Genomic DNA, 24,519 nt, shown 5'->3' with positions numbered 1-24,519 from the left:
AGTTTACTTTTTCTTCTGTTGATTTTTTTGCTGTTCTGCCTGCTCCATCATTTCCTGCATTTTCCTGGTGAACTTATTCTGCTTTTTAGGCTTTTTCTTGTTTTCCTGGATCTTTGCGTGAATTTTATCTTCATCAATAATCACATATTTGATCACCAACATAATACCTATGGTAATAAGGTTAGAGGTGAAGTAGTATAATGAAAGTCCACTCGCATAGTTATTAAAGAAGAACAACATCATTAGCGGAGACAGGTACATAATAAATTTCATATTAGGCATTCCCGGTTGCTGGGTTTGCTGCATACTCTGTCCCGTAGTCATCATCATATAAATAAAGATTGCAATAGACGCTAAAATTGGGAATAAACTCACGTGATCTCCATAGAATGGAATGGTGAACGGTAACTCGGCTATAGTATCATAACTTGATAAATCGTCTGCCCATAAAAATCCTTTCTGTCTTAACTGGAAAGCACTTGGGAAGAATTGGAATAAAGCATAGAAAACCGGAATTTGCATTAAGGCGGGTAAACAACCACTCATTGGGCTGGCTCCTGCTTTACTATACAGCTTCATAGTTTCTTGCTGTTTTTTCATCGCATTATCCTTATACTTCTCGTTAAGCTCGTTAATTTCAGGTCTTAAAACCTTCATTTTAGCTTGTGAGAGATAAGATTTGTAAGTAACCGGAGAAAGTACAATTCTCACAACAATGGTCATTACAATAATTGCAATACCGTAGCTCGGTAAAACTCCGCTTAAAAATGCGAAGAACGGGATGAATACATATTTATTGATCCATCCAAAAATTCCCCAACCTAATGGTACAACTTCATCAAGGTTACGGTCATAATCGTTTAAGATCTTATAATCTGTAGGCCCGTAGTACCAGTCCATATTATAATTAAGCTCCCCACCCTGTAATTCTAAAGGCAATTGCGCAGCAAATTTTTTGGTATAAACGGTATCTACCTCTTCGTCTTGAACCAGGTTTTCGGAGGTGAATTTTCCTCTCTCAAAAGGATTATCTGTTAATAATATAGAGGTGAAGAAATGCTGTTTGAAGGCTACATAAGTAATATTTTCATCTTCCTGTTCTTCAAAATCACCGCTACCTAAATAATCGTCATCACCTTCGTCATATTCATAGATGAGTTCGGTATAACGATTTTCGTAGGAAATACTTTTTGCGTGGCGATAACCTTTTAATTCCCAGTTTAAATTAATATCTCTCGAACTGTTTATGACATCGTTTAATCCCTGGGATCTAATGCTGAAATCCAGCATATATTCACCTGGTTTCAGCACATAACGATATTCAAGAAATTCGTTTTCTGAAACTTTAAGCTTCATAGAGATAATATGGTTATCTCCATTCTGAGTTACTTCAGGTTCGAAATATAGATTTTCAGTATCTAGTGTTCTTCCGTCTGTAGTGGTGAAATTAATGTTGAAGGAAGCATTCCCGTCTTTAATTAAATAAACCGGAATAGAATCGAAGGTTTTATAATTGGTTAACCTTGCTTCTGAAATATATCCACCTTTATTGTCTATTTTAAGTTCTAAAACATCGTTAGAAATTGTGGTAGTATTTTCTGTAGCCGATGGAAGACTTGCCGAATACCCAAAAGCGCCTAAACGCTCACGTGCCTGGGCAAGAGCAGTAGAATCTGCGCCCTGGCTTTGTAAGTCTTGTTCTTGTTGCGGTGGCTGGTTGGAATCTGTATTTCCTGGAACCTCAACCTGTTCGGTTTCTTGCTGTGGGTCTACTACTTCTTCTGAAGCGCTATTGGTGTATAACATCCAAATTAAGATTCCACCAATAAGTATAAATCCAATTAAGGACTGAACATCAAATTTCTTTTCTTCCATGCTTTTCTAAACTATAACTTGCTTTTGGTCAATAAGTCGGCCATTATTGATTTTATGCCAGACTGGCATTTTCTTTATTTTTTGAAAAATCGTATGCTGCTTTAATAAAGGCGATAAATACCGGATGCGGAGTAGCAACCGTACTTTTATATTCGGGATGATATTGTACTCCTACAAACCATGGATGGTCTTTTAATTCTACCACTTCTACCAGGCCTGTTTCAGGGTTGATTCCTGTGCTTAACATTCCAGATTTTTCCAGCTCGTCTTTGTATTTGTTGTTATATTCATAACGGTGACGATGCCTTTCTTTGATCTCGGTTTTACCGTAAGCTTTTTGAATTTTAGAACCTTCGGTAAGTTTACAATCCCAGGCTCCAAGACGCATTGTTCCGCCTTTGTGAGTTACCTCTTTCTGCTCTTCCATAAGATCTATAACCGGGTGTTTGGTTTTAGGATCCATTTCGGTAGAATTGGCAGTTTTTAACTTTAATACGTTTCTTGCAAATTCAATTACTGCCATTTGCATTCCTAAACAAATGCCTAAAAATGGCAAATTATGTTCTCTTGCATATTTAACGGCATCAATTTTTCCTTCTACACCGCGTTCGCCAAATCCGGGCGCAACCAAAACTCCGTCTAAATTCGCGAATTTATGGTCTATAGTATTTTCATTTATAAATTCTGAATGAATACTTTCTACATTCACCTTAACTTCATTCTCGGCACCTGCGTGTATAAAAGCTTCAAGAATAGATTTATAAGAATCCTGTAATTCTACATATTTTCCAATTAAACCAATAGTGATTTCAGCTTTAGGATTTTTATGTCTATCCAAAAACTGGTTCCACCGGTCTAAATTTGGTGTAGTGTCATCTGGTAAATGTAATTTCTTTAGTGTTACGGTATCCAGGCCTTCTTTCAGCATTAAATTCGGAACATCATAAATAGTAGCCGCATCAATACTTTGAATTACTGCTTCCTGTCTTACGTTACAGAAAATAGCTAGTTTACGACGAATATCATCTGAAAGTTCGTGTTCTGTTCTACAAACCAGGATATCGGCTTTAAGTCCGCTTTCCATCAAAGTTTTTACACTATGTTGGGTTGGTTTGGTTTTAAGCTCACCTGCGGCGGCAAGATAAGGGACAAGGGTAAGATGAATAATTAAAGCATTTTCATCGCCTAATTCCCATTTTAATTGACGTACCGCTTCAATGTACGGCAGGGATTCAATATCACCTACAGTTCCACCAATTTCAGTAATAACGATATCATATTCACCATTCTGACCTAAAATCTGGATTCGGTCTTTTATTTCGTTGGTAATATGAGGAACTACCTGAACGGTTTTTCCTAAAAATTCCCCACGGCGTTCTTTTTCAATAACACTTTGGTAGATACGGCCGGTAGTCACATTGTTTGCCTGGGAAGTATTTACATTTAAAAAACGTTCGTAGTGTCCAAGGTCAAGATCGGTTTCGGCGCCATCCTCGGTAACATAACACTCGCCGTGTTCGTAAGGGTTAAGCGTGCCGGGATCTACGTTAATGTAAGGGTCGAGTTTCTGAATAGTGGTTCTAAATCCACGCGCTTGTAATAATTTTGCCAGTGAAGCTGCTATAATCCCTTTCCCGAGGGAAGAAGAAACGCCGCCGGTGACAAAAATATACTTGGTTTCGGCCATCTTTGAAGTGTTTGTTGCGTTGTTTTATTCAGGGCGCTAAATTACAAAGAAGAATAGAAAAGGCGTTAATTTTAAACCTAATATTTTAAAAGTTAAAACCAGGTTTTTAACTGCGGAAAATTCAGGGTTTTGGAAACTTTCTTCTTATATCTCTAAGCAATTGTTCCATCCCATTAAGTTTAAGTTCAAAGACCTCGCTCATTTGTTGACCAAGCTTTCCTTCGGGGAATCCTTTTTGCCGATACCAGACCAAATAATATTCGGGAATATCGCTTAAAAAATAGCCTTTGTATTTTCCAAAATGCATTTTAGCGTGGGCGAGTTCTAAAAGTGCTTTATGGTTGGGTTGTATGTTCATTTACTCGAAAATCGAGATTTAATTATTGCCTTGTAAAAAATACTTATTGAGTTTAATCAAAAGTAATTTATTGCTGTTGCAAAAATGGTTGAAGTTTCTTGAATTTATCTTTGTTCAATGGTTTTTCTACATATTTTATCACCGAATCATATTCTTTAGCCCGGTTTTGATCTATGGTGCTGGTACTAGAAGTAAGGATAATAATTCTATGTTCTTGAGATTTAGATTTTAGATAATCTAAAAATTCCCATCCGTTCATTTCTGGCATATTTAAATCTAAAAAAATGAGCGTGTTTTGTTTATCTTCCAAATATACCAAAGCCTCTTCAGGATTGGTGAAGTCTATAACATCTTCATTATAACCTTCAATTTCCAGGAGTTTTCGCGTGATAAAATTGGCTATGGGCTGGTCGTCTACCAGTATAATGGTGCTCATAACTCATTTGCTTTTAATTGGTTCAATTCGGTAGTGGCCATTTTAATTACTTCTTGCAAAACCTGGTCCATTTCTTCTGAAGACTGTTTGAGTTTTGGCAGAAGTTCTTCCCTGCAGGTTGCATCATCAAAAACATCATAAAGTTGAACTATACCCTGAATTCTGGATAAAGGTTCCCTTACGTTATGAGCGTTTAAAGCCGAAATACGCAATAATTTCTCATTTTTTTCCACGACTTCTTTAGTACGATCGGCAATAGTTTGTTTTTGATTCTCTACGATCTGGTTGATCTTTCTATTCTGATTTTTAATAATGTCTAAAGCCTGAAGAAGGGATTTATTTTTACTGTTTAATTCTTCTTTAAGATAGATTTCCTGGAATTTAGCCTGGAAACTGTCGCTTATCAATTTCAACATTTCAATATCTCCAGTATCAAAGGCTTTATTCTCATCGGCTACCAGGGAAACGGTAAAATCTATATCCATTTTTTTAAAGGTCCAGCACCAGAGAAAAGGCGACTCTAAAATTGTTTCAGAAATTTTTTTGCTTAATTCAATCGGAATCATTTCGGTTCTAATAGGAATATTGTCTTCCAGGATCTTTACTTCATATGGAAGCAGATTTTCTTTCGGAACAAGTTCAAATTCTCCTTTTGAATTACATTGGCAGTAAACCAGGTAAGAACCAGCCTGGTTAACACTAATCCTGAATAGATGGAAATTCAGCAAATATTTTAAGAAACGCTCGGAAACCTTAGAGACTTCTTCTAAACTCTTACAACGATTTAAGTTGTTGCTGAATTTAGAAAAAGTTTCATAAGTAATTCTGTAAACCCGCGAGTTCCTATCCTGTAGGGATTCCATAAATGTTATTCTGGAGTTTCCAGTAATTCGTTGTCTATTTTGATTCCGGAAACATCAGCTATGGTATTCAGCATGTTTACTAAATCGGCCTGTGCCATCAATTCCTGAACTTCCTTTTCGGTGAAACCTGCTTTTTCCAATTCCTGGAAATCTTCATCAGATACTTCACTGTGGTTTAGGGCTGCATTGGTAACAATTTTCACCGCTGTTCTAAAACTGGCCGGCATAGATGGAGAATCAATATTTTCGGTAGCTTTAAAACCTTCTTCCTCAGAGATCATGGCGCTCATACTATCAGCAAAAATACCGTGCGCGTGTGAGCAGTAATTGCAACCACGTTGCTTTGAGACATTATAAATAATAAGTTGCTTAAGCACATTTGGTACTTCACCTTCCATCAAGGTGCTTTTTAATTTTCCCCAATTTCCTTTTAATAAAGTAGCGTTATTCCCCTGGCATTTAAACCAATTAAGAACAAAAGGCAATTGAAGGGTCTTTTTGGTATCATCATAAATAGCCTGAACTTCTGGAGAGGCTTCTTCATAAGAAACCATTGGATATCGTGAGGTTAAATTCATTGTAGTATAAATTTGAAATAAGATTTAGGATTTTAAATATTTGACAAAATAAGTTAAAATTATAAAGCGACCTAAAAAAAACCTTTCCTGTTTGGGATTATTTAACAGATACTTCAAAAGTTTAAAAATCTATGGAACAAATTTGAAAATCATATTTTTGCTCGAGAATCAAGATTTAAAATTGATCCCGAAGATTAGGGACATCTCGGAAATTAAAAAAATATAGTTAATACCTCGCAGGCTTGCCTCGAGATAGTTTCGTTTAGATTTTATACAATGAAATACCAATATCAAATTAGAGTAAGCCCGGCAGAAGCAGCAAACGAAGCACAAATTAAAAGAGCTGTTTCCCGCCACGGCAGTATTCCGCTGAAAGAAATAACCGCTATAAATATATTAAAGCGATCTATAGATGCCAGGCAACGGGCGGTAAAGATCAATTTAAAGGTAGAGGTCTATGTGAATGAGGAATTTAAAGAAGACAAGATTCGCCTGCCAGAATATGAAAATGTAAAGAATAACGAAGAAATTATTATAGTAGGAGCAGGGCCTGCCGGATTATTCGCAGCCTTGCGCTGTATAGAGCTGGGATTTAAACCCATAATTATTGAACGTGGCAAAGACGTTAGAACTCGTCGTCGCGATTTAAAGGCCTTAAATATTGAACATATTGTAAACGAAGACTCCAACTACTGTTTTGGCGAAGGCGGTGCAGGTACCTATAGTGATGGTAAACTTTATACCCGTTCTAAAAAACGCGGTGATGTAGACCGAATTTTAAAATTACTTGTAGGTTTTGGCGCTACCCCAGAGATTATGGTCGAGGCGCACCCTCATATAGGAACTAATAAACTTCCGGCAATTATTGCAGATATTCGTGAACTTATTACTGCCTGTGGAGGAGAAGTTCTTTTTGAAACCCGGCTAACCGATATTCTTATTAAAGATAATGAAGTAGCAGGCATAAAAACTCTAAGCGGGGAAAGTATTAAGGCGAAAAAGATCATTCTGGCTACGGGACATTCAGCTAGGGATATTTTTGAACTTTTACACCGAAAAAATATAAAAATTGAAGCCAAAGCTTTTGCCCTTGGGGTAAGGGTAGAGCATCCACAAGAACTTATAGATCAAATTCAATATAAATGTGATTCCAGGGGAGAATTTCTTCCGCCTTCACCTTATAGTATCGTTAAACAGGTAAAGGGTAGGGGAATGTATTCGTTTTGTATGTGCCCCGGCGGAATAATCGCTCCCTGTGCAACTTCTCCGGGAGAGGTAGTAACCAATGGCTGGTCACCCAGTAAACGCGATCAACCAACGGCTAATTCCGGAATTGTAGTAGAATTAAGACTTTCAGACTTTATAAATGTTGAAAAGAATCCATTGGCTGCAATGGAATTTCAAAAAAAAATAGAGCAAAAAGCCTGGTTGGAGGGCGGAAGTACACAAAAAGTCCCGGCACAACGCTTAATGGACTTCACACAGGGGAAAATATCTAAGAATTTGCCGGTAACTTCCTATAAACCCGGAGTAACTTCTGCTGATTTAGGAGATGTATTCCCAAAATTTATTCATAAAATTTTACAGAAAGGTTTTATAGAATTTAATAGGAGTATGCCTGGCTTTCTAACCAACGATGCCGTGGTTCACGCCCCGGAATCCAGAACTTCTTCCCCGGTAAGAATTCCGCGAGATCCTTACAGTTTTGAGCATATACAAATAAAAGGACTGTATCCTTGCGGGGAAGGAGCCGGTTATGCCGGCGGTATAATTTCTGCAGCAATAGATGGAGAAAGGTGCGCCGAAAAATGCGTTGAAAGTTTACAAAATTCTTAGTGCATTAAAAGGTTAAATTCTTGATAATTGTCAAGACATTAATAGTGATGGTTTTGGTTTTTTTTATCTTCATTATTTCAAAATAACCATAGATAAAAACCAGAATTATGCCCATAGTAGGTTCCTTAATAAAAAGTCTTATAGATCTTCGCGATACCATTGTTTCAGAACCGGAAGCGAAAGAAGCCCAACAAGAAGTACTTACCAAGTTACTTAAAAAAGCAAAAGATACACAGTTTGGAAAGCATTACGATTTTGAATCGATTTTAAAGGCTGATGATATTCAGAAAGCTTTTGCTGAAAAGGTGCCTTACTTTGATTATAATAAGCTAAATGAAGAATGGTGGCACAAGTTGCACGATGGGGAAGGGGATGTGACCTGGCCGGGAAGACCGCCTTATTTCGCGGTAAGCTCTGGAACTACAGGGAAATCGAGTAAACGTATTCCCGTGACCGATGAAATGCTTGAATCTATTAGGAAAGCAGGAATAAAGCAAGTAAGTGCCCTTAGTAATTTTGATCTTCCACCAGATTTCTTTGAAAAAGAAATTATGATGCTCGGTAGTTCTACAGATCTGGAAAAAGAAGGTGATCATGAAGAAGGTGAAATTAGCGGAATTAGCGCCAGTAATATTCCTTTTTGGTTTCGAGGTTATTACAAGCCCGGAGAAGAAATCTCTAAGATTGAAGAATGGGATGAGCGAGTACAACGCATAGCCGAAAACGCTAAAAACTGGGATATTGGTGCATTAAGCGGAATTCCTTCATGGTTAGAATTAATGATGAAAAAGGTTATTGAATATAATAACCTTGATAATATTCATGATATCTGGCCAAACCTGCAGGTGTATGCTTCAGGAGGTGTTGCTTTTGAACCTTATGAAAAGAGTTTTAATGCGTTATTGGCGCGGCCTATTACCGTTATTGATACTTACCTTGCTTCAGAAGGATTTTTGGCGGTACAGGCAAGACCTGATACCAATGCCATGAAACTTATTCTGGATAACGGAATTTACTTCGAATTTGTTCCGTTTAAGGCAGAATATATTAATCAGGACGGTTCTATAGTAGATGATGCGCCGGTGATCTCTTTAGATGAAGTTGAAGAAGAAAAAGATTATGTATTACTTATTAGTACGGTTTCCGGTGCGTGGAGATATCTTATTGGAGATACAATTAAATTTACCGATGTAAAGCGGAAGGAAATTCGCATTACCGGAAGAACAAAATTCTTTTTAAATGTGGTTGGTTCTCAACTTTCAGTGAATAAAATGAATGATGCCGTACAGGAGCTAGAGGAAAAATTTGATATTAAAATTCCTGAATTTACCCTTGCTGCGGTAAGAATTGATGGTGAATTTCATCACCACTGGTATTTAGGAACCGAAGGCGAAACTTCAGAAGAAGAACTTAAAGAGGCTCTAGATGAATCGTTGAAAAATGCTAATAAGAATTATAAGGTAGCCCGTTCTAAAGCTTTAAAAGGTGTAAAGGTGACCAAAATTCATCCAGATATTTTCCCGGAGTGGAGTGCTGCCAATAAGAAAAAAGGTGGGCAGGTGAAAATGGAAAAAGTTATGGACGAAGAGAAATTTGCGAAGTGGGAGAAATTCGTTAGCGAAAAGAACGCTTAATCGTCGTCTTCGTCTATTTCGTCAATTAAGGCCATAATTTCTTCTTGCGAAAGATATAATTTCTTGATTCGCTCCTTGTAAGAATCTGCAAGATGCGTGTGGTTTAAGATGAAATCCTTAGTGGCGATAATATATTTACCAAGGCCGTGGTTTACCGCATAGGTGTCTGCGGCTCTTTCAGCTTCCTGAATATATTTCTTAGAAGTTAAATATTTAATGCCGAACCAAACCATATTTGCCGCACTACGCTCGCGATAATCCATAATATGGCCCAACTCGTGACCAATCCAACCAATTAAGACTTCTGAAGGAACATTTTTTACATCAAAGATTTCATCTTCAATCTTAATGTGTTCACTTATCATTACAAAATAAGAACGATTTTTCTTATTTTTTAATAAACCCGAAAGTTTTGGCTGGGCCTGCATAAAAGATTTCTGGATCTTCTTTTTAAATTTAAATTCAATAGGAGTATCTTTTAATTCGGGGTAATGAGAAAGTGCAACATAGGTTTCACGCCATATTTCATCGGGTACTACTTTGTTTTCAAATTTTAAAGTGTCTTTTTGTTTCATGGTTTTTTGTGCGTACAGAGCACTCCAATTTAATTGAGAAATTAAAATTGAAGCTATTAATATAAAGTAAGTTTTAGGCCCAGATTTCAAATTGAATTTCTTTTTAGAATCTATCTAAAAATATAGCCTACTTGCGCTGTTGTACCAAAAATCAAGTTATAAAATAAACATAAAAAAGGCCATCTAAGAAGATGACCTTTTTATTAGATTTCTAAAAACTATTTAGAAATTATCCTTGCATTAGCTGTTGTAAACGCTGTTGTAATTCGGTATCGGTTTGAAGCGCCATCGCGATTTTCTCGTAACGTTCAACCTCAAGACCTTGTTCTGAAATAGCGTTTTCCATTTCTTTTTGAAATTCGCCTTGCATACTTTCAATTTCTGCAACTACTTCTTTGTGCTTTTTCTTCTCTTCCTCAGTTGCGTCACTTTCAGTATTTGGGTCTAAAGCCGCCTGGTGAATTTCATTAAAACGTTGAATATCAAATCCGCTATCTTCAACTTTCTTCGCCATTGCTTTTTGTGCTTCCTGATTTACCATTCTAATTCTTTGGTAAGCATCAGCAAATTTAGAAAGCTCCTCGTCGCTAACATCTACTTCTACAGCTTGTTGCTGTTGTTGCGGTAATTGCTGGGTTTGAGCAAATACACTTGCTGTGCCTAAAAGGGCGAAAGCGAATAATAAACCTGCAATCTTCTTTGATTTAATCATAATCTTTGTTTAAATTTTTAAATGACTCGCAATCTATAAATACGCTATTGCTATTCAAAAAATATTGCTCATTAATTTGTGTTTTTTAGAGAAGCTTAACTCAATTATGGCTGTTATTAACATGTTTTCCCTAATTTTTCAGCTTTTATTCTAAGATTTACGATGAAACAAATGAATGTTTGCCTGAAGGAAATATTTTATTCTATAAACTTCGTAATTACCTTGAATTCAGTTTATTATTTGGATTTTGAAATTTTAAAAGCCCCGGGCAGAGATCACTTCAAGTTTAATGGGTTCGCCAATATTTTCCTCTATTTCATTTTTAATTTCCCTAATTTCATCACCTTCCAGGTTATCGGGGCCAACCAGTGTTAGAGAAACTCTTAGCGGTTCTTCAAACCTCACACTCACATTTCTAATTACTAGTTCATTTATTGTAGATCCTTCCAGTTGACGAGTGATATTAGCCTCTTTTTTAATTCGGTTAAAGGAAAGAGAAAGTGGCACCATGACCATTCCAATTAAAATTAGGGTATAAATTAATCCGATCCTGGCTCTTCTAAATGGCGCAAATCCAAGAAAAAGAAAGGTGATTCCGGCGAACATAATAATTCCGGCAAGGTTGGTTAAATACAATAAAAATGCTCCTGAAAATACTGCCCAGTCCCACCAGCCAATTCCAATTCCCGCTACGGCGAGTGGAGGTACTAATGCCACCGCAATTGCAACGCCTGCAAGGCTTTTAGCAATGCCTTCTTTAGCATGAGCATAAGCTGCGGCAATACCTGAAGCTACAGCAATTCCCATATCTAAAAGGGTGGGAGATAGCCGGGCATCTATTTCAGAAGTAATTATTTTAATTGGAATAATAAGACTAACTCCTGCCGAAAATAATAAACAAACTCCCGTACCAATAAGAATGGTTATAAGCCCCTGGTTAAGCATATTCTTATCGTAACGTACCATTCCCATTGCAAATGATACAATGGGAGAAATAATTGGCGCCAGTATCATCGCTCCAATTATTACCGGAGAGGAATCTCCAAAAAGCCCAAAAGTTGCAATTAAAGTAGAAAGGATCATCATAACTACATAAACCGAACTGATTTTAGAATTTTCTCGCAACACTTTAAACAATTCCTGAAATTCTTCGGTAGTAGCCCTTGGATATATCGGAAGGGTACGTTTGGTTAATTCCTCTCGTTTTTCACCAGTTGGTAAAGTATTGGTTTGAATGCTTTTTTTGAGATTGGCTTCATCTTTCTGGGTGTCGTATTTACTGGATTGTGCGAGACATAATGATTCCTGATCTACCCTGAGAGTTATTTCTTCAGCTTGCTCCTTTTCGCCATCTATTGTGAACTCAATAGCGGAATTGTTTTTTATTTTAAGTTTATGAATTCTTATTCTTCCTATAAAAGACGGGGTTTTATTGAGCTGTTTTCCGCCGGGGAGTAAACTGCGCAATAAAAACCAGATTAATTGTAATAAATTGGTAGGCGAAAGAATAAGCGCGCTAAACAAACCATCGTTAAGCGAACTATCTGAAACCAGCCTCCTGGAAACTACGGAACTGAGTGCGTGTTCTACCACAATTATCCCCAGCGCCGAGGTGCGAATTATTTTTTCATCTTCTGAAGTTAATTCGTAAGAATTATGAGAAAGAGAGGATACGTGCCTAATATTTTTAAAGAAGGAAAGCACCTCCCGAAAGACGTTATTATTCTGATGGTCTTCCGTAAAAATAAAAACATTCCCAATATTCACAGATTGGAAAACGGGAATATCATTGCAGAAAAGCATATCCAGTTTATGCACCTCTTTATTATTGAGAATTTCCTCGATGACTTTTTCGGGATCTTCTGAAATACCTAAACCTTTGGTAGTATAAGTATTTTCGGGATGAGGTAAAATACCAATATTAATATTTTCCTGTGCCGCCCTGGGTAAAAACTCTCTTAGATTTTCATCGCTTAAATAGGTGACTATAATATCATTTTCTCCTCGTTTAAAGTCAGTTTCAGGATAGCTTAAAATCTCTTTTTTCGTATTTTCTAATAATGGAAAGATATCTTCTTCCATTTTTTCCCTATCCTCAGGATGATGTAAAATATACAGCATAGTCAGTTATTGCGATTGCAAGACCAAGATAAGGCTTTTTGAAATCGGTACTAAATGTTTAACCGGAGTTTTAGAGTTTACTCGAAAATGGAGATTAAATGATTCGAGTTTTGCCTCGAAAAAAATTACATTTTCCAATCGTAATACTTAGTGAACTTGCTTCGAAGTAGTTTGCCTGAGCAACTCTATTCTTCTTCTTTTAAGTATTTATCCAGAAATTCCCTGATTTGCCTGTAAGCTTTAATTTCATTTTCTTTTTTGATAAATCCGTGGCCCTCATCTTCAAAAACAATGTATTCTACTGGTACATCATTTTCCTTTAAAGCGGCTACAATTTCATCAGATTCTACCTGGAGTACCCTGGGATCGTTTGCTCCTTGTAAAACCATAACGGGATTTTTAACCTGGTCAGCATGAAAAAGCGGTGATTTATTATATAGAGCTATAGAATCTTTTACCGGGTCACCCATTTCCTCATAAAGTGCCTCACGAAAAGCTTCCCAGTAAGGAGGGATAGATTTTAAGGTGCGCAGCCAGTTGGTAACACCAAAAATATTTACTCCCGCCTCAAACTCATCTGGAGTAAAAGTCATGGCGGCCATCGTCATGTATCCACCATAGCTGCCGCCTATTATTCCTATTTTATCAGCGTCTATATATTCTTGATCTTGAAGCCATTTTCTGCCCCAAATACAATCTTTAAGATCTTCATCACCATGTTTTTTATCATCCATTCTAAAAAAGGTTTTTCCATAACCGCTACTGCCACGGTTATTTACAGCCAGTATCGCATAACCCTGGTTTACCAAATATTGAATTAATGCAGAATAACCTACTCGCGATTGACCGCCCGGACCACCATGCACCCAAACCAATGCCGGTACTTTATTATTTTCTGAAGCTTGATGAGGTTTGTAATAAATAGCTGGAATCTCCAGGCCGTCAAAAGATTCGTAGCGAACAACTTCAGCCGAAACCAAATCTTCAGCATCTATTTCAGGGTTTAAGGTGTTGGTTAATTTCTTTAGGTCTCCAGATGAAAAATCATACACATAAAGATTATTTGGAGCCTTGGCGGTACCAATGGTAAGCCTCATTAATTCTTCGCTATCTGAAATATTTACGGCTACAATATCTTCATTTTGCATATCTGGAAGATCTACTTCTTCACCGGTTTGCGTATTGTTAATTATCAGGCTATTCTTACCATCTTCATTAATTCCTATTACACGGTATTTATCATTTTCACTAAGGTAACTATACATTACATCCCAATTGGTTTCAAACAGGTTGTTGCTTTTTTTGGTTTTTAAATTATATTCAATTAGGCTTTTAAATTCTCGTCCGGCGTTAGTAATGTAATAGAAGTGCTCATCGTTTTTATCAAAACCCGAAGCCGAATATTGTGCAGCTTTGGCTGAAAGCTCTGTCATTTCTTTGGTTTGAAGGTTATAAAGAAAGAGCTTGTTTTCACTGGTAGTGATTGATTTTGAGAGTGCCAGGAGTTGCCCATGGTGAGAAATATCCTCTACCGTAAGATTTTCTTCATTTTTATAGATCATTTCGCTTTCCAGACTCTGCATATCCATTTCATAGAGGTCAAAAAATTGTGGGTTTCTTTTATTTGAAATATAATAGAAGCCAGATTTATCTTTATTCCAACCTGCAAACTGTGCTTTTTCATTTTCACCCGGGGTTAGATCTGTGGAATTTCCGTTTTCTTCCAATAGGTAAATATGATTGATCTCGTTACCGCCTTTATCTGCGGAATAAAGCATATTCTCTGAATTTGGAACATAATCTATAGCGAAGTAAGAATCTTCTTTAGAGTTAGTGATTTGTTGCATTTCTGCGTTCGAAATATCAATTTCAAATAGATTAAATATTCCACTTTTATCTGAACTTACCAGCAATTTGTCTTCATCAGGAGAAAAATAACCTCCCGCTATTCGAGTGTTTTCATAAAATTGTTCAATGGTATAATCTTTTGGTTGGATTGCTTCCTGTGCGAGTAATGGCAGGCTAACAAAAGCCAGGAGATAAATTAAGAGCTTCATAATTATAAGTTTTGGTTAGTGATGTATTCTGATTATCAACGAACTATGCTGAATAAATTTACGTAATTTTCATTATAATATATCAAAGAGTATTTTTTTTGTAAGAAAGTAGGTTTATTGCTACTTTGAAGAAAATTTTTTTGGAGATGAAGAATAGAGGCTCAGCTATAATCATATTATTTTCAGCTAAATCAGCTGCAAATCCCTTTAAGCTTAGAAAAGATCACGATACCATTAGGGTAAAAGATCTAAAGACTTCAGTGAATTTTTACAAGAATATTCTTGGGTTAGAACAAATAGATAATGGCGGCCTGGGAGACCATATTAAATGGTTTCAGCTAGATAATAAAGTACAGTTGCATTTGGTGGAAAGCGATGCGCGAATAGAAAAGCATAAAGGTTTTCATTCTGCTTTTAATACTGCAAATCTATCTGAATTTATGGATTTGCTAAGAACTAATAATATTCCTTTTGAAAACGGGAAAGGTGAAAAAGATACGTTCACCAACCGGCCCGACGGGATCAGGCAAATTTACTTTCAGGATCCCGATGGCTATTGGATTGAAGTTAACGATAATAAGGTTTAGCTCTTTAGAGTATATTCTGCTTTAAGCAAGCCTAGCTCGTCTATGGTTTTTAAAACTCCATTTTCGTTATTACTGAAAGTAGTTATATAATTGCTCGCATTAATAATTTCAGGATGCGCATTTTTCATCGCATAACTGTATTTCGCGTTCTGCATCATTTCCAGGTCGTTAAGATAATCGCCAAAAACCAGAGTTTCCTCAGGAGAAATATCTAACTCTTTTTGAATTCCGCTTATAGCATTTCCTTTATTTGCAGTTATAGAGGTAATATCTATAAAAACATTAGCCGCAATAGCTACCTTATAGTCGTTTGTATATTCTTTAAAATGAGGAAAAGTGTGTTCTTCAACGCCGTTAAAGTTGCAAAAAGTAACTTTTAGAATGGTGTCGTCTACTTCTGTAAGATCTTCAACCTTTTCAATTCTTTTGTAGAATTTATTGATCTCGTTAAAGAAGCTATCGTCTTTGCTTTCTATATAGGCCGAGCTTTTTCCACACAAAACCAAATGGGTTTCGGGAAGTTCCCTTCCTTTTCGAATAAAATCCATTGCGGCTGACTTATCTAACGAGTTTACATAAAGATCTTTTCCTTTATGAACCACATGGGTGCCATTTTCAGCAAAAAAGAGCATTCGGTCTTTAATTCTATCAAACTTGCTTTCCAGGTTATAAAATTGACGACCACTGGCTACCGAAAACATAATTCCCTTTTCATTCAGCGATTCTTCTATTTCCCAAAAATCGGGGTGGATCTCGTGTTGATCATTCAACAAAGTTCCGTCCATATCGGTAACAATCAATTTTATCATAGCGCAAATTTAAGCGGCAAATATAAAAGATTAGTAACCGGAAGCAGTTAAGAAAAGATCAAATGTGCTTTTAGCAGTATAAATTTTTGTGATCTATTTCTTTGATACCCAAAAAGCTGCACTTTCACGAGCTATTTTTATTTAAAATAATTATAAATAAGCTTTTAAAAATTCAATTTGCTTTATACATTTGCGTGGTATTTAAAATCAATCTAAATAAAAACAAACACTAATGAAGCTTTCAAAGAACCTCATTATTCTATTTCTTTTTGCTATTCAAATTAGTTTTGCTCAAAGCACTGGGGCAATAAAAGGTAGTGTAGTAAATAGCGAGGCAAATGCGTTGTCTAATGTAAATATAGAAGTTAAAGGTCTTCAAATTGGGGATGAAACCAATAACCGCGGAGAATTTAGCTTAAAGAATATTCCAGAGGGAAATTATACCATCCAGGTTTCTTATGTAGGTTATGAGACCCAAAACCTAAAGGTTAATGTACAGCCAGGTACAACCACAAAAATTCCATCTATTATTTTAATAGGAAAGCAAGAGCAACTGGGTACAGTTGTATTGAGGGGAAATGGAAATGGAAATAAATTTACCCGAAATACCAGTGTAAGTGTAGCAAAGATGCCACTTAAAAAGATCGAAAATCCGCAGGTTTATAATAATATTACCGCTGAGCTTTTACAGGAACAGGTAATTACCAATTTTGACGATGCGATTAAAAACGCATCAGGTCTTACCAAGCTTTGGGAATCTACAGGGCGTGGCAATGATGGCGCAGGATATTTTTCTCTTAGAGGTTTTCCCGTACAACCAACTTTAGTAAATGGATTGCCGGCACTAACTAACGGAAGTCCAGATCCTGCGAATATGGAAAATATAGAAGTGATTAAAGGCCCCTCGGGAACTTTATACGGCAGTAGCCTTGTTTCTTATGGCGGACTAATAAATATTACAACCAAAAAGCCTTATAATTATTTTGGCGGAAATATTTCTTACACTCTTGGCAGCTTCGGGCTTAATCGTGTAACTGCCGATGTGAACACTCCGCTTGACGAAACCGGCGATGTTGCTTTAAGAATTAATACGGCGTATCATACCGAAAATAGCTTCCAGGATGCAGGCTTTAATAAGTCTTTGTTTGTAGCGCCTTCATTAAGTTATAAGGTAAATGATAAACTTTCGTTCTTTGTAAATACTGAATTTTATGATTCTGAAAGTACAAATCCTTTAATGCTATTTGTAGATAGAGGAGCGCCGCTTACAGCTACTAACCTGGAAGAATTAGGCTATAATAATGAGAATTCTTACACCAGTAACGATCTTACAGTAGAAAATCCAACCTTTAGTTTGCAAGCACAAATGAATTATGAACTTTCAGACCAATGGACTTCACAAACAGCTGTTTCAACGGGTTCGGCTAAAGCTTTGGGGAATTATTCATATTTATACGAAACCACACGCTTTAAGCAGAATAGGGAAGAAGTACCCGGGGAAGTAACTAATCTTGATGAAGGACTTATTTTTTCTCGCTATATAAGCAATCAAAATTCTACAACTTTAAGCACTGATATTCAACAGAATTTCATTGGAGATTTTGAAATAGCAGGAATGCGTAACCGTACCGTAGTTGGCCTGGATTACTTTAATAGAAGAGTGATAGACAATAATACCGGTTATATTAAAAATGGGGATGTTTATATTGGGAATGCAAGTTTGCAAAATGTAAACGAAAGTGTTTTCGGAATTTACGAGCCTGCAAATTATATTACAGATAATGATAGCGGAATTCTTAGTAAAGAAGCCACTGCAGGTTTGTTAGAAAATGTAAACCGAAATAACAATATTGCTGAAGAAGATATTTATAGCGCATATATTTCTAACGTTCTTAACTTTACTCCGCAGCTTGCTTTAATGACCAGCCTAAGATTAGACCAGTTTGAAACTGAAACCAATAGCCAGACTGCGCTATCTCCAAAATTTGGAGTGGTTTATCAGCCAATTCTAGATAAAGTAGCGCTTTTCGCAAATTATATGGATGGATTTAGTAACGTTGGGCCAAGACAGGTAGATAACCTTGAAACGGGGGAAAGCAGAACTTTGGTTTTTGACCCGGAAAGAGCAAAGCAATTTGAGGTTGGAACTAAATTTAATTTACTGAATAATCACCTTTCAGCTACCTTAAGTTATTACGATATCCAGGTTTCTAATATAGTAATGCAAGACGCCGAAAATCCTTTTAACCTTGTACAGGATGGCGAACAATATAGCCGCGGGTTTGAAGCCAGTGTAACTGCCAGCCCTATCGAAGGTTTAAATTTAATAGCAGGATTTAGCCATAACGATAGCGAATTAACTGAATCTGATCAGGTGGATTTTCTTGGAAGAAGACCAGAATCTGCAGGGCCTGAAACTTTAGCTAATTTCTGGGCGAGTTATCGTTTTACTCAGGGAAATCTTGAAGGTTTCGGACTTGGTTTTGGTGGAAATTATGCTAGTGAGAATATGATCTTTAATCGCCAAACCGCAGGAGTTTTCACGCTACCATCCTATACTATTCTAAACGCCTCTTTGTTTTATAATGTAGATAAATTTGGAATTAATTTGAAGTTAAATAATCTTACAAATGAAGAATACTATACCGGTTGGTCTACAATAAATCCGCAAAGACCAAGAAACTTTGCAGCAAGCTTAACTTATAATTTTTAATTAAATAGCATTTCTTTGGTCACCACTAAAATTGTTTTGAGTTTTGGTGGTGACTTTTTTAGATGAAGAATAAAAAGAAAAATAATAGCTTTAAGAAGTTTATCGCTAAACTTCATTTATGGCTGGGACTTGGTTCCGGTCTTATTGTTTTTATAGTAGCTGTTACCGGTTGCATCTTTGTTTTTCACGATGAAATCAAAGATATCACCAGGGATTACCGAAAAGTAACTCCTGAAGCTTCAGCATATGTAGCACCGTCCAATCTTCAAAAAAAAACTAAAAGTCTTTTTCCTGAAGCTCAACCGGGAATGGTAGTTTACCAGGGTAGCGATCGGTCTGCTTTTGTGTATACGCTAATAAATGAAGTGCCGTATCATATTTATTTTAATCCTTATTCGGCTGAATTTCTTCAGAAAGAAAACCTTGAAAATGACTTTTTTCTTATTGTAGAAGATCTGCATATGCATCTTTGGCTTCCGCCGGAAATAGGAAAACAGGTGATAGGTATTTCTACCCTTATTTTCATTTTTATGCTGGTTTCAGGAATAATATTATGGTGGCCTAAAAAGCGAAAAAACCTAAAGAAACGGCTAAAAATAAAATGGAATGCGAAGTGGCGACGTCTAAATTACGACTGGCATAGCGTAACCGGATTGTATATTTCACTAATTGCCTTGTTTGTTGCTATTACCGGACTTAGTTTTTCCTATGAATGGATGAATCACGGCCTTTATGATCTTGCAAATTTATGGCAGGAAAAACCGGAAGACCAATTAAATATTCAGATCGAAAGTGCTAATTATTCTGAAGCTGCGATGGATATTGCTTTAGCTGAAACTTTAAAATTAAAACCCGGTGACGAAATGTTCTTTGTTTGGGAGCAGGGTGGAAGCGCACCAATAACCACGGGTTCCTATCCTGATGCGTTGGATTATGACCATCAATCAAACTTCTATTTTCATCCTGAAACCGGGGCACTACTAAAAGATCACGACTACTCCAGCAAAAGTGCCGGAATGAAATTACAGGAAATGACCTATGGTTTACATACCGGGCAATATTTTGGGCTTATCGGTAAAATCATTGCCTTTTTTGCCAGCCTATTTGTGGCCGCACTTCCCGTAACCGGATTTATGATTTGGTTTGGCCGCCGTAATAAAAAGCAAAAGAATCGGTCTTGAAAAAAGTCTAGGCAAACTAAAACCTAAAAAAGTATCGCATCTACAATTCCGCCTACAATAGCTATAAATATGGCTAACCACAGGGAAGGAAGAAAACCTTCGGTCTTAAAGTCATCGCTAAACTGGTCCGCGATCTCGATAATAATGGCGTAGGCCACCACGCGCGTTACAAATCCTAATCCCAGGAAGTAAAAAATCCCCAAGGTCGCTACATTTAATAAAAGGGTGATCACCCAACTTAACAGGAAGCTTAGTAAACCTATAATAAGTGCTACAATTATAGCTGTTTTAAAACCTGTAAGCTTTACCTTAGGCATAATATTGGCCGCGGCAAGTAATACCAGGGCATCGATTATTATATGCACTACCCATTGAAGCATTTGTTAGGTATTTAAGGTTAGTATATTTAAAGGTAAAAAAAAAATTGGTAAACTACTTCAGAGTAAGCTCACGAAGCATTAATTGAAAAACATAATTTAATTTCGAGGCAAGCCTCGGTGCTTTTAATCTCGATTATCGAGTAAAGATTTAATCTATTCGGTTTTCCAATGTAGTGGGTTTTTGATTGGTAATTAGTTCCCAAATAGCTTTAAAATTAGCAAGTTGTTCACGGCGCTTAATCGTTTCAGAAGAAGTGTAAGCTAAAGGAGCGGCTTCAAAACCTCTATAGGATGCATCGAGGTTTTTAGCGATATAAAGACTACGGGGTAAATGAAATTTTTGCGTGATCACAATGGCGTCTTCAATTTCAAAAACTGCTTTTGCTCTAAACATACTATCGTAAGTGTCAAAACCCGAGTGATCTAAAATGATGTCTTGAGCAGAAACCCCTTTCTCAATGAGGTAATTTTTTATTGCATTAACTTCATCATAATCGTCGGTTCTGTGATCTCCGCTTATCAGGAAGTTTTCAATTTTATTTTGCTGGTAAAGTTGATAGGCAGTTTCTACACGATCTTGTAAAATAGGCGATAATTTCCCATCTGCGTGCACGCTGGCTCCCAGGATTATTCCTGTTTTAGCACTGGGTAATTCTGTGATTTCAGAATAAATGAGGTTTGAAGTTTCTTTTTGGATATAAGCTTCCAGTCCAAAAATGATAAGGATGCCTATAATTACAAAAAGTGCAAAAGCAAGAATTAGTTTTCTAAAAAGCTTCATAGACCTCGGCGGTTATAACACGAAGATAAAGAATATTAGTTTACCTATATGTTTAATTTATTGAGGATGCTTTAAGCAATGAATGTGAATGTTTACCTTTGAAATTATTAAAAGAATTTGTGAAAAATGACGAATATTAAAGCTTTACAATGGCGTTATGCCACCAAAAAGTTCAATCCGGAGAAAATACTTTCTTCAGAAAAAATAGACATTCTAAAAGAAGCTTTTAATCTTACCGCAACTTCCTATGGGTTACAACCCTTAAAAATGGTAGTAGTGCGTAACAAAGAACTTCAGGAAAAGTTAAAAAGTGCTTCCTGGAATCAGCAGCAGTTGAATACTGCCTCCCACGTTTTAGTGATTTGTATTGAAAAGAAAGTTGATAAGGATTTTATTGAACAATATTTCAAAAGGGTAAAACACCTAAGGGAAACCCCCGATGAGGTTTTAGAGCCTTTTAAAAAATCTCTGGTAGATAGTTTTGAATCTAAAGCAGAAGAGGAAGTACACGCATGGGCGCTAAACCAGGCCTATTTAAGTTTAGGAACGCTACTAACCGTTTGCGCTACCGAAGAAATAGATGCCTGCCCGATGGAAGGCTTTGAACCCGATAAATACGATGAACTTCTAAATTTAGAAGCGCATAATTTAAAATCGGTTTTGGCTTTACCGGTAGGGTATCGTGCAGAAGACGATATGTTTTCTGAATTTAAAAAAGTACGACGACCTCTTGATGAGGTAATTATTGAAGTGAATTAATAATTTACGTAGCGGGTAATTTCAAGTCCGTAGCCAATCATACCCACACGTTTTGTTTGCTGGGTGTTAGAAAGCAATTTGATTTTATGAATTTCCAGGTCGTGTAGAATCTGGGCACCAATCCCAAAATCTTTATTATCCATATTAATAGGCGGAGCTTTTACTTCGCCTTTTTTCTGGCGTTCTTTAAGCTCGGCAAGTCTTGGTAATAAATTTAAAGATTGTACCGCAGGATTTATAAAAACAATAGCACCGCGACCTTCTTCATTAACCGCCCTAAACATATTATCCAGTTTCTTTTCGGCATCATTGGTAAGTGTTCCCAAAATATCGTTATTAACCAGAGTAGAATTCATACGAACAAGAATTTCTTCATCGCTTTTCCAGCTTCCTTTGGTTAGCGCAAGATGAACCTGCCCGTTTGTAGTTTGGCGGTAAGCTCTTAATCTAAATTTTCCAAAACGGGTCTCAAGATCAAAATCTTCTTTCTTTTCAATTAAAGAATCGTGTTGCATCCTATAAGCAACCAGGGCTTCAATAGAAACAATTTTGAGATCGAATCGCTGAGCTACTTCCATTAACTGCGGAAGTCTTGCCATAGTTCCATCCTCATTCATAATCTCTACAATTACTCCTGCTGGCTCAAAACCGGCAAGTCTTGCAAAATCTATAGCAGCTTCGGTATGACCGGTTCTCCTCAAAACACCACCTTCTTTTGCTTTAAGCGGGAAGATATGCCCGGGACGGTTAAGATCTGTAGGATTGGTTTCTGGATCTATGAGAGACTGTATGGTTTTAGCTCTATCTGAAGCTGAAATACCCGTGGTAACACCTTTGCCGCGTAAATCTACAGAAATGGTAAACCCGGTTTCCATAGGATCAGTATTGTTGCTCACCATCATCTCCAATTTCAGGTTCTTGCAACGTTCTTCGGTAATCGGGGCACAAATGAGTCCGCGGCCATGAGTGGCCATAAAATTGATCATTTCCGGAGTCACCTTTTCGGCAGCGGCAACAAAATCTCCTTCATTTTCCCTGTCTTCATCGTCTACCACAATAATCACCTTGCCAGCACGAATATCATCAATCGCTTCCTGAATGCTGTGAAGCTTAAGGGTGTTTTGGGTAGTTGTTTCCTGAGCCATGTTGTGTGTTATTTTGGGCTGCAAAGATATTTAATCTATTTTTCTTTTCGGCTTAATAATACCAGCTTTTTTGAGCGCTTTTCTTATAGGTTCGGTAATATTGTCGAAAGCAAAAAGTCCCTGATCTGTAGTAGCCCGGTATGTGAGGTAGATTCCTAGCGGAAGCATAATGAGTGTTGAAAGCCAGGTAGCCATAAACGGACTAATACTACCATCTTCTGCACTGTTTTTAGCAAATATTCCTATAAAGTGATAAGTTAGAAAAAGTAGAATTGCAACCACCATTGGTAATCCCATTCCTCCTTTTCTAATAATTGCACCTAATGGGGCACCTACAAAAAAGAGCACTATACAGGCTATTGCTAAAACATATTTTTCGTGTAATGCTATCTCGAATTTATTAAGTTGCTTGGTAGAATTCTTTAATTCAGATTTTTTAATATTAAGGTGTGAAAGTGCTCCATTTACAGAGCCAAGCGATAAGTTAACAATTTGCACCGCCTGATAAGTATCGTATTCTTCCAGGATGGTATTTTCTATTTCCTTAATAGAATCTGAAGGGTTTAAATTCACCGCAATATTATCAAAATTTGTACGCTGGTACATATTTTCGGTTAAAGCTCTTTTCTTTTCGTTATGCGAAGTAGCAAAGGAATCTATACTCTGGCGCAGTTCAGATATATTCAGCATACCCTGGGTATTGCTGTAACTTTCATCTTCCAGGTCTACATTATTAAAATCAGATAAATCCAGGTTTATGGTATATTCATCAAAATAACTTTTTAGATAAGGTTTGTTCCTTCTTTTAGAATAATCTGAAGCTTGAACTTCGTCGTAATAATTACCGTCTTTCAAAATAAGCGAAAGCACATCAGAATCTGTACTTCCTACCAATTCTCCTTCTTCGGCTTTAATTACGGTAAAATTACCACTGCGATTTGTTTTCTTATGAATAATCACATCGGTAAGATATTGGCCGTTATCACCACTTTTATCTTCAACTTTAATATTAATAGTTCCAAGATCGTTGAAAACCCCTTCGGTAATAGCCATTGCCGGTTTTAATTTGGCAATGTTTTTCCGAAGATTTATAGATTTATATTCTGCGGCAGGAATTACATTATTTGCAAAAAAGAAGGCGGTAACACTAACCAATAGAATAAAAACGGTTAAGCTACGCATTGCTCGTTGCAGGGAAATCCCCGAAGATTTCATAGCTGCGAACTCATAATTTTCGGCAAAATTACCAAAAGTCATGATGGAGGTAAGCAGGATGGTAAGCGGTAGAACCAGTGGCACCAGTTTAGGAGAAAAGTAGAGAAGGAATTTTAGAATAATTTCTGTATCCAAATCTTTTCCCGCCAGTTCACCTATGTACAGCCAAATGGTTTGGAGTACAAAGATGAACATAAGAATAATAAAAACTGAAAAA

The 24,519-nt window shown here is 36.7% G+C and carries 21 protein-coding genes; 6 read left to right on the top strand and 15 right to left on the bottom strand.

Going from position 1 to position 24,519, the window contains the following annotated elements:
* Positions 1–3 precede the first annotated feature (3 nt).
* From yidC to APB85_RS16755, 6 genes are all read right to left on the bottom strand, one after another.
* Entirely contained in the window at positions 4–1,875 is a 1,872-nt protein-coding gene (yidC, locus tag APB85_RS16780) for a membrane protein insertase YidC (RefSeq protein ID WP_057480690.1), read from the bottom strand.
* A gap of 52 nt (positions 1,876–1,927) precedes the next feature.
* Positions 1,928–3,562 (bottom strand): CTP synthase, encoded by a 1,635-nt coding sequence (locus APB85_RS16775; RefSeq protein ID WP_057480691.1) that lies wholly within the window; start codon positions 3,560–3,562, stop codon positions 1,928–1,930.
* A 121-nt stretch (positions 3,563–3,683) separates the two neighbouring features.
* A complete protein-coding gene (locus APB85_RS16770; RefSeq protein ID WP_057480692.1) occupies positions 3,684–3,920 on the bottom strand; it encodes a DUF3820 family protein in 237 nt (78 codons plus the stop codon).
* 67 nt (positions 3,921–3,987) lie between these two features.
* Positions 3,988–4,356, bottom strand: coding sequence for a response regulator (locus APB85_RS16765; protein WP_057480693.1), 369 nt, complete (start codon positions 4,354–4,356; stop codon positions 3,988–3,990).
* The gene (locus APB85_RS16760; RefSeq protein ID WP_057480694.1) at positions 4,353–5,219 is read right to left on the bottom strand and encodes a hypothetical protein; all 867 of its coding nucleotides are present in this window, start codon (positions 5,217–5,219) and stop codon (positions 4,353–4,355) included. The genes APB85_RS16765 and APB85_RS16760 overlap by 4 nt, the downstream gene beginning before the upstream one ends.
* Before the next feature lie 5 nt (positions 5,220–5,224).
* The gene (locus APB85_RS16755; RefSeq protein WP_057480695.1) at positions 5,225–5,797 is read right to left on the bottom strand and encodes a carboxymuconolactone decarboxylase family protein; all 573 of its coding nucleotides are present in this window, start codon (positions 5,795–5,797) and stop codon (positions 5,225–5,227) included.
* 276 nt (positions 5,798–6,073) lie between these two features.
* On the opposite strand from APB85_RS16755, the gene APB85_RS16750 reads away from it, so the two are divergent.
* Together APB85_RS16750 and APB85_RS16745 are read left to right on the top strand one after the other, a co-directional pair.
* Positions 6,074–7,633, top strand: a complete 1,560-nt coding sequence (locus tag APB85_RS16750) for an NAD(P)/FAD-dependent oxidoreductase (RefSeq protein ID WP_057480696.1) — start codon at positions 6,074–6,076, stop codon at positions 7,631–7,633.
* Between the two features lie 107 nt (positions 7,634–7,740).
* Positions 7,741–9,267 carry a GH3 family domain-containing protein gene (locus APB85_RS16745; RefSeq protein ID WP_057480697.1) on the top strand — a complete coding sequence of 509 codons (1,527 nt, stop codon included), beginning with the start codon at positions 7,741–7,743 and terminating at the stop codon, positions 9,265–9,267.
* Here APB85_RS16745 and APB85_RS16740 read toward each other — a convergent pair.
* From APB85_RS16740 to APB85_RS16725, 4 genes are all read right to left on the bottom strand, one after another.
* Positions 9,264–9,842, bottom strand: a complete 579-nt coding sequence (locus APB85_RS16740) for a M48 family metalloprotease (protein ID WP_057480863.1) — start codon at positions 9,840–9,842, stop codon at positions 9,264–9,266. The genes APB85_RS16745 and APB85_RS16740 overlap by 4 nt on opposite strands.
* A gap of 229 nt (positions 9,843–10,071) precedes the next feature.
* Positions 10,072–10,554 carry a DUF4168 domain-containing protein gene (locus APB85_RS16735; protein WP_057480698.1) on the bottom strand — a complete coding sequence of 161 codons (483 nt, stop codon included), beginning with the start codon at positions 10,552–10,554 and terminating at the stop codon, positions 10,072–10,074.
* A gap of 255 nt (positions 10,555–10,809) precedes the next feature.
* Complete coding sequence (locus tag APB85_RS16730) at positions 10,810–12,675, bottom strand: TIGR00341 family protein (RefSeq protein WP_057480699.1); 1,866 nt, start codon at positions 12,673–12,675, stop codon at positions 10,810–10,812.
* Positions 12,676–12,860: 185 nt separating this feature from the next.
* Positions 12,861–14,732, bottom strand: coding sequence for a S9 family peptidase (locus tag APB85_RS16725; protein WP_057480700.1), 1,872 nt, complete (start codon positions 14,730–14,732; stop codon positions 12,861–12,863).
* Positions 14,733–14,878: 146 nt separating this feature from the next.
* Between APB85_RS16725 and APB85_RS16720 the strand changes: the two genes are divergently transcribed.
* Positions 14,879–15,319 (top strand): VOC family protein, encoded by a 441-nt coding sequence (locus tag APB85_RS16720; RefSeq protein WP_057480701.1) that lies wholly within the window; start codon positions 14,879–14,881, stop codon positions 15,317–15,319.
* On the opposite strand, the gene APB85_RS16715 is transcribed toward APB85_RS16720, so the two are convergent.
* A complete protein-coding gene (locus APB85_RS16715) occupies positions 15,316–16,128 on the bottom strand; it encodes an HAD family hydrolase (RefSeq protein WP_057480702.1) in 813 nt (270 codons plus the stop codon). The genes APB85_RS16720 and APB85_RS16715 overlap by 4 nt on opposite strands.
* Positions 16,129–16,360: 232 nt before the next feature.
* Between APB85_RS16715 and APB85_RS16710 the strand changes: the two genes are divergently transcribed.
* Positions 16,361–18,841 carry a TonB-dependent receptor gene (locus APB85_RS16710; RefSeq protein ID WP_057480703.1) on the top strand — a complete coding sequence of 827 codons (2,481 nt, stop codon included), beginning with the start codon at positions 16,361–16,363 and terminating at the stop codon, positions 18,839–18,841.
* Between the two features lie 62 nt (positions 18,842–18,903).
* Positions 18,904–20,022, top strand: a complete 1,119-nt coding sequence (locus APB85_RS16705) for a PepSY-associated TM helix domain-containing protein (protein ID WP_057480704.1) — start codon at positions 18,904–18,906, stop codon at positions 20,020–20,022.
* A gap of 23 nt (positions 20,023–20,045) precedes the next feature.
* Here the strand turns inward: APB85_RS16705 and APB85_RS16700 are convergent, their stop codons facing one another.
* A complete protein-coding gene (locus tag APB85_RS16700; protein ID WP_057480705.1) occupies positions 20,046–20,402 on the bottom strand; it encodes a phage holin family protein in 357 nt (118 codons plus the stop codon).
* A gap of 148 nt (positions 20,403–20,550) precedes the next feature.
* Positions 20,551–21,183 (bottom strand): SanA/YdcF family protein, encoded by a 633-nt coding sequence (locus APB85_RS16695; protein WP_057480706.1) that lies wholly within the window; start codon positions 21,181–21,183, stop codon positions 20,551–20,553.
* Between the two features lie 126 nt (positions 21,184–21,309).
* Here APB85_RS16695 and APB85_RS16690 point away from each other — a divergent pair, with 126 nt between their 5' ends.
* Positions 21,310–21,942, top strand: a complete 633-nt coding sequence (locus APB85_RS16690) for an NAD(P)H-dependent oxidoreductase (RefSeq protein ID WP_057480707.1) — start codon at positions 21,310–21,312, stop codon at positions 21,940–21,942.
* On the opposite strand, the gene ribB is transcribed toward APB85_RS16690, so the two are convergent.
* Positions 21,939–23,087: a 3,4-dihydroxy-2-butanone-4-phosphate synthase gene (gene ribB, locus APB85_RS16685; protein ID WP_057480708.1), complete on the bottom strand. Its 1,149-nt coding sequence runs from the start codon at positions 23,085–23,087 to the stop codon at positions 21,939–21,941. The genes APB85_RS16690 and ribB overlap by 4 nt on opposite strands.
* A 30-nt stretch (positions 23,088–23,117) precedes the next feature.
* Positions 23,118–24,497, bottom strand: coding sequence for an LptF/LptG family permease (locus APB85_RS16680; protein WP_057480709.1), 1,380 nt, complete (start codon positions 24,495–24,497; stop codon positions 23,118–23,120).
* Positions 24,498–24,519: the final 22 nt, after the last annotated feature.

Source organism: Salegentibacter mishustinae (assembly GCF_002900095.1).
GTDB lineage: Bacteria > Bacteroidota > Bacteroidia > Flavobacteriales > Flavobacteriaceae > Salegentibacter > Salegentibacter mishustinae.
The sequence above is the reverse complement of the archived record's forward strand: the minus strand, read 5'-3'. Positions and strand labels throughout refer to the sequence as shown.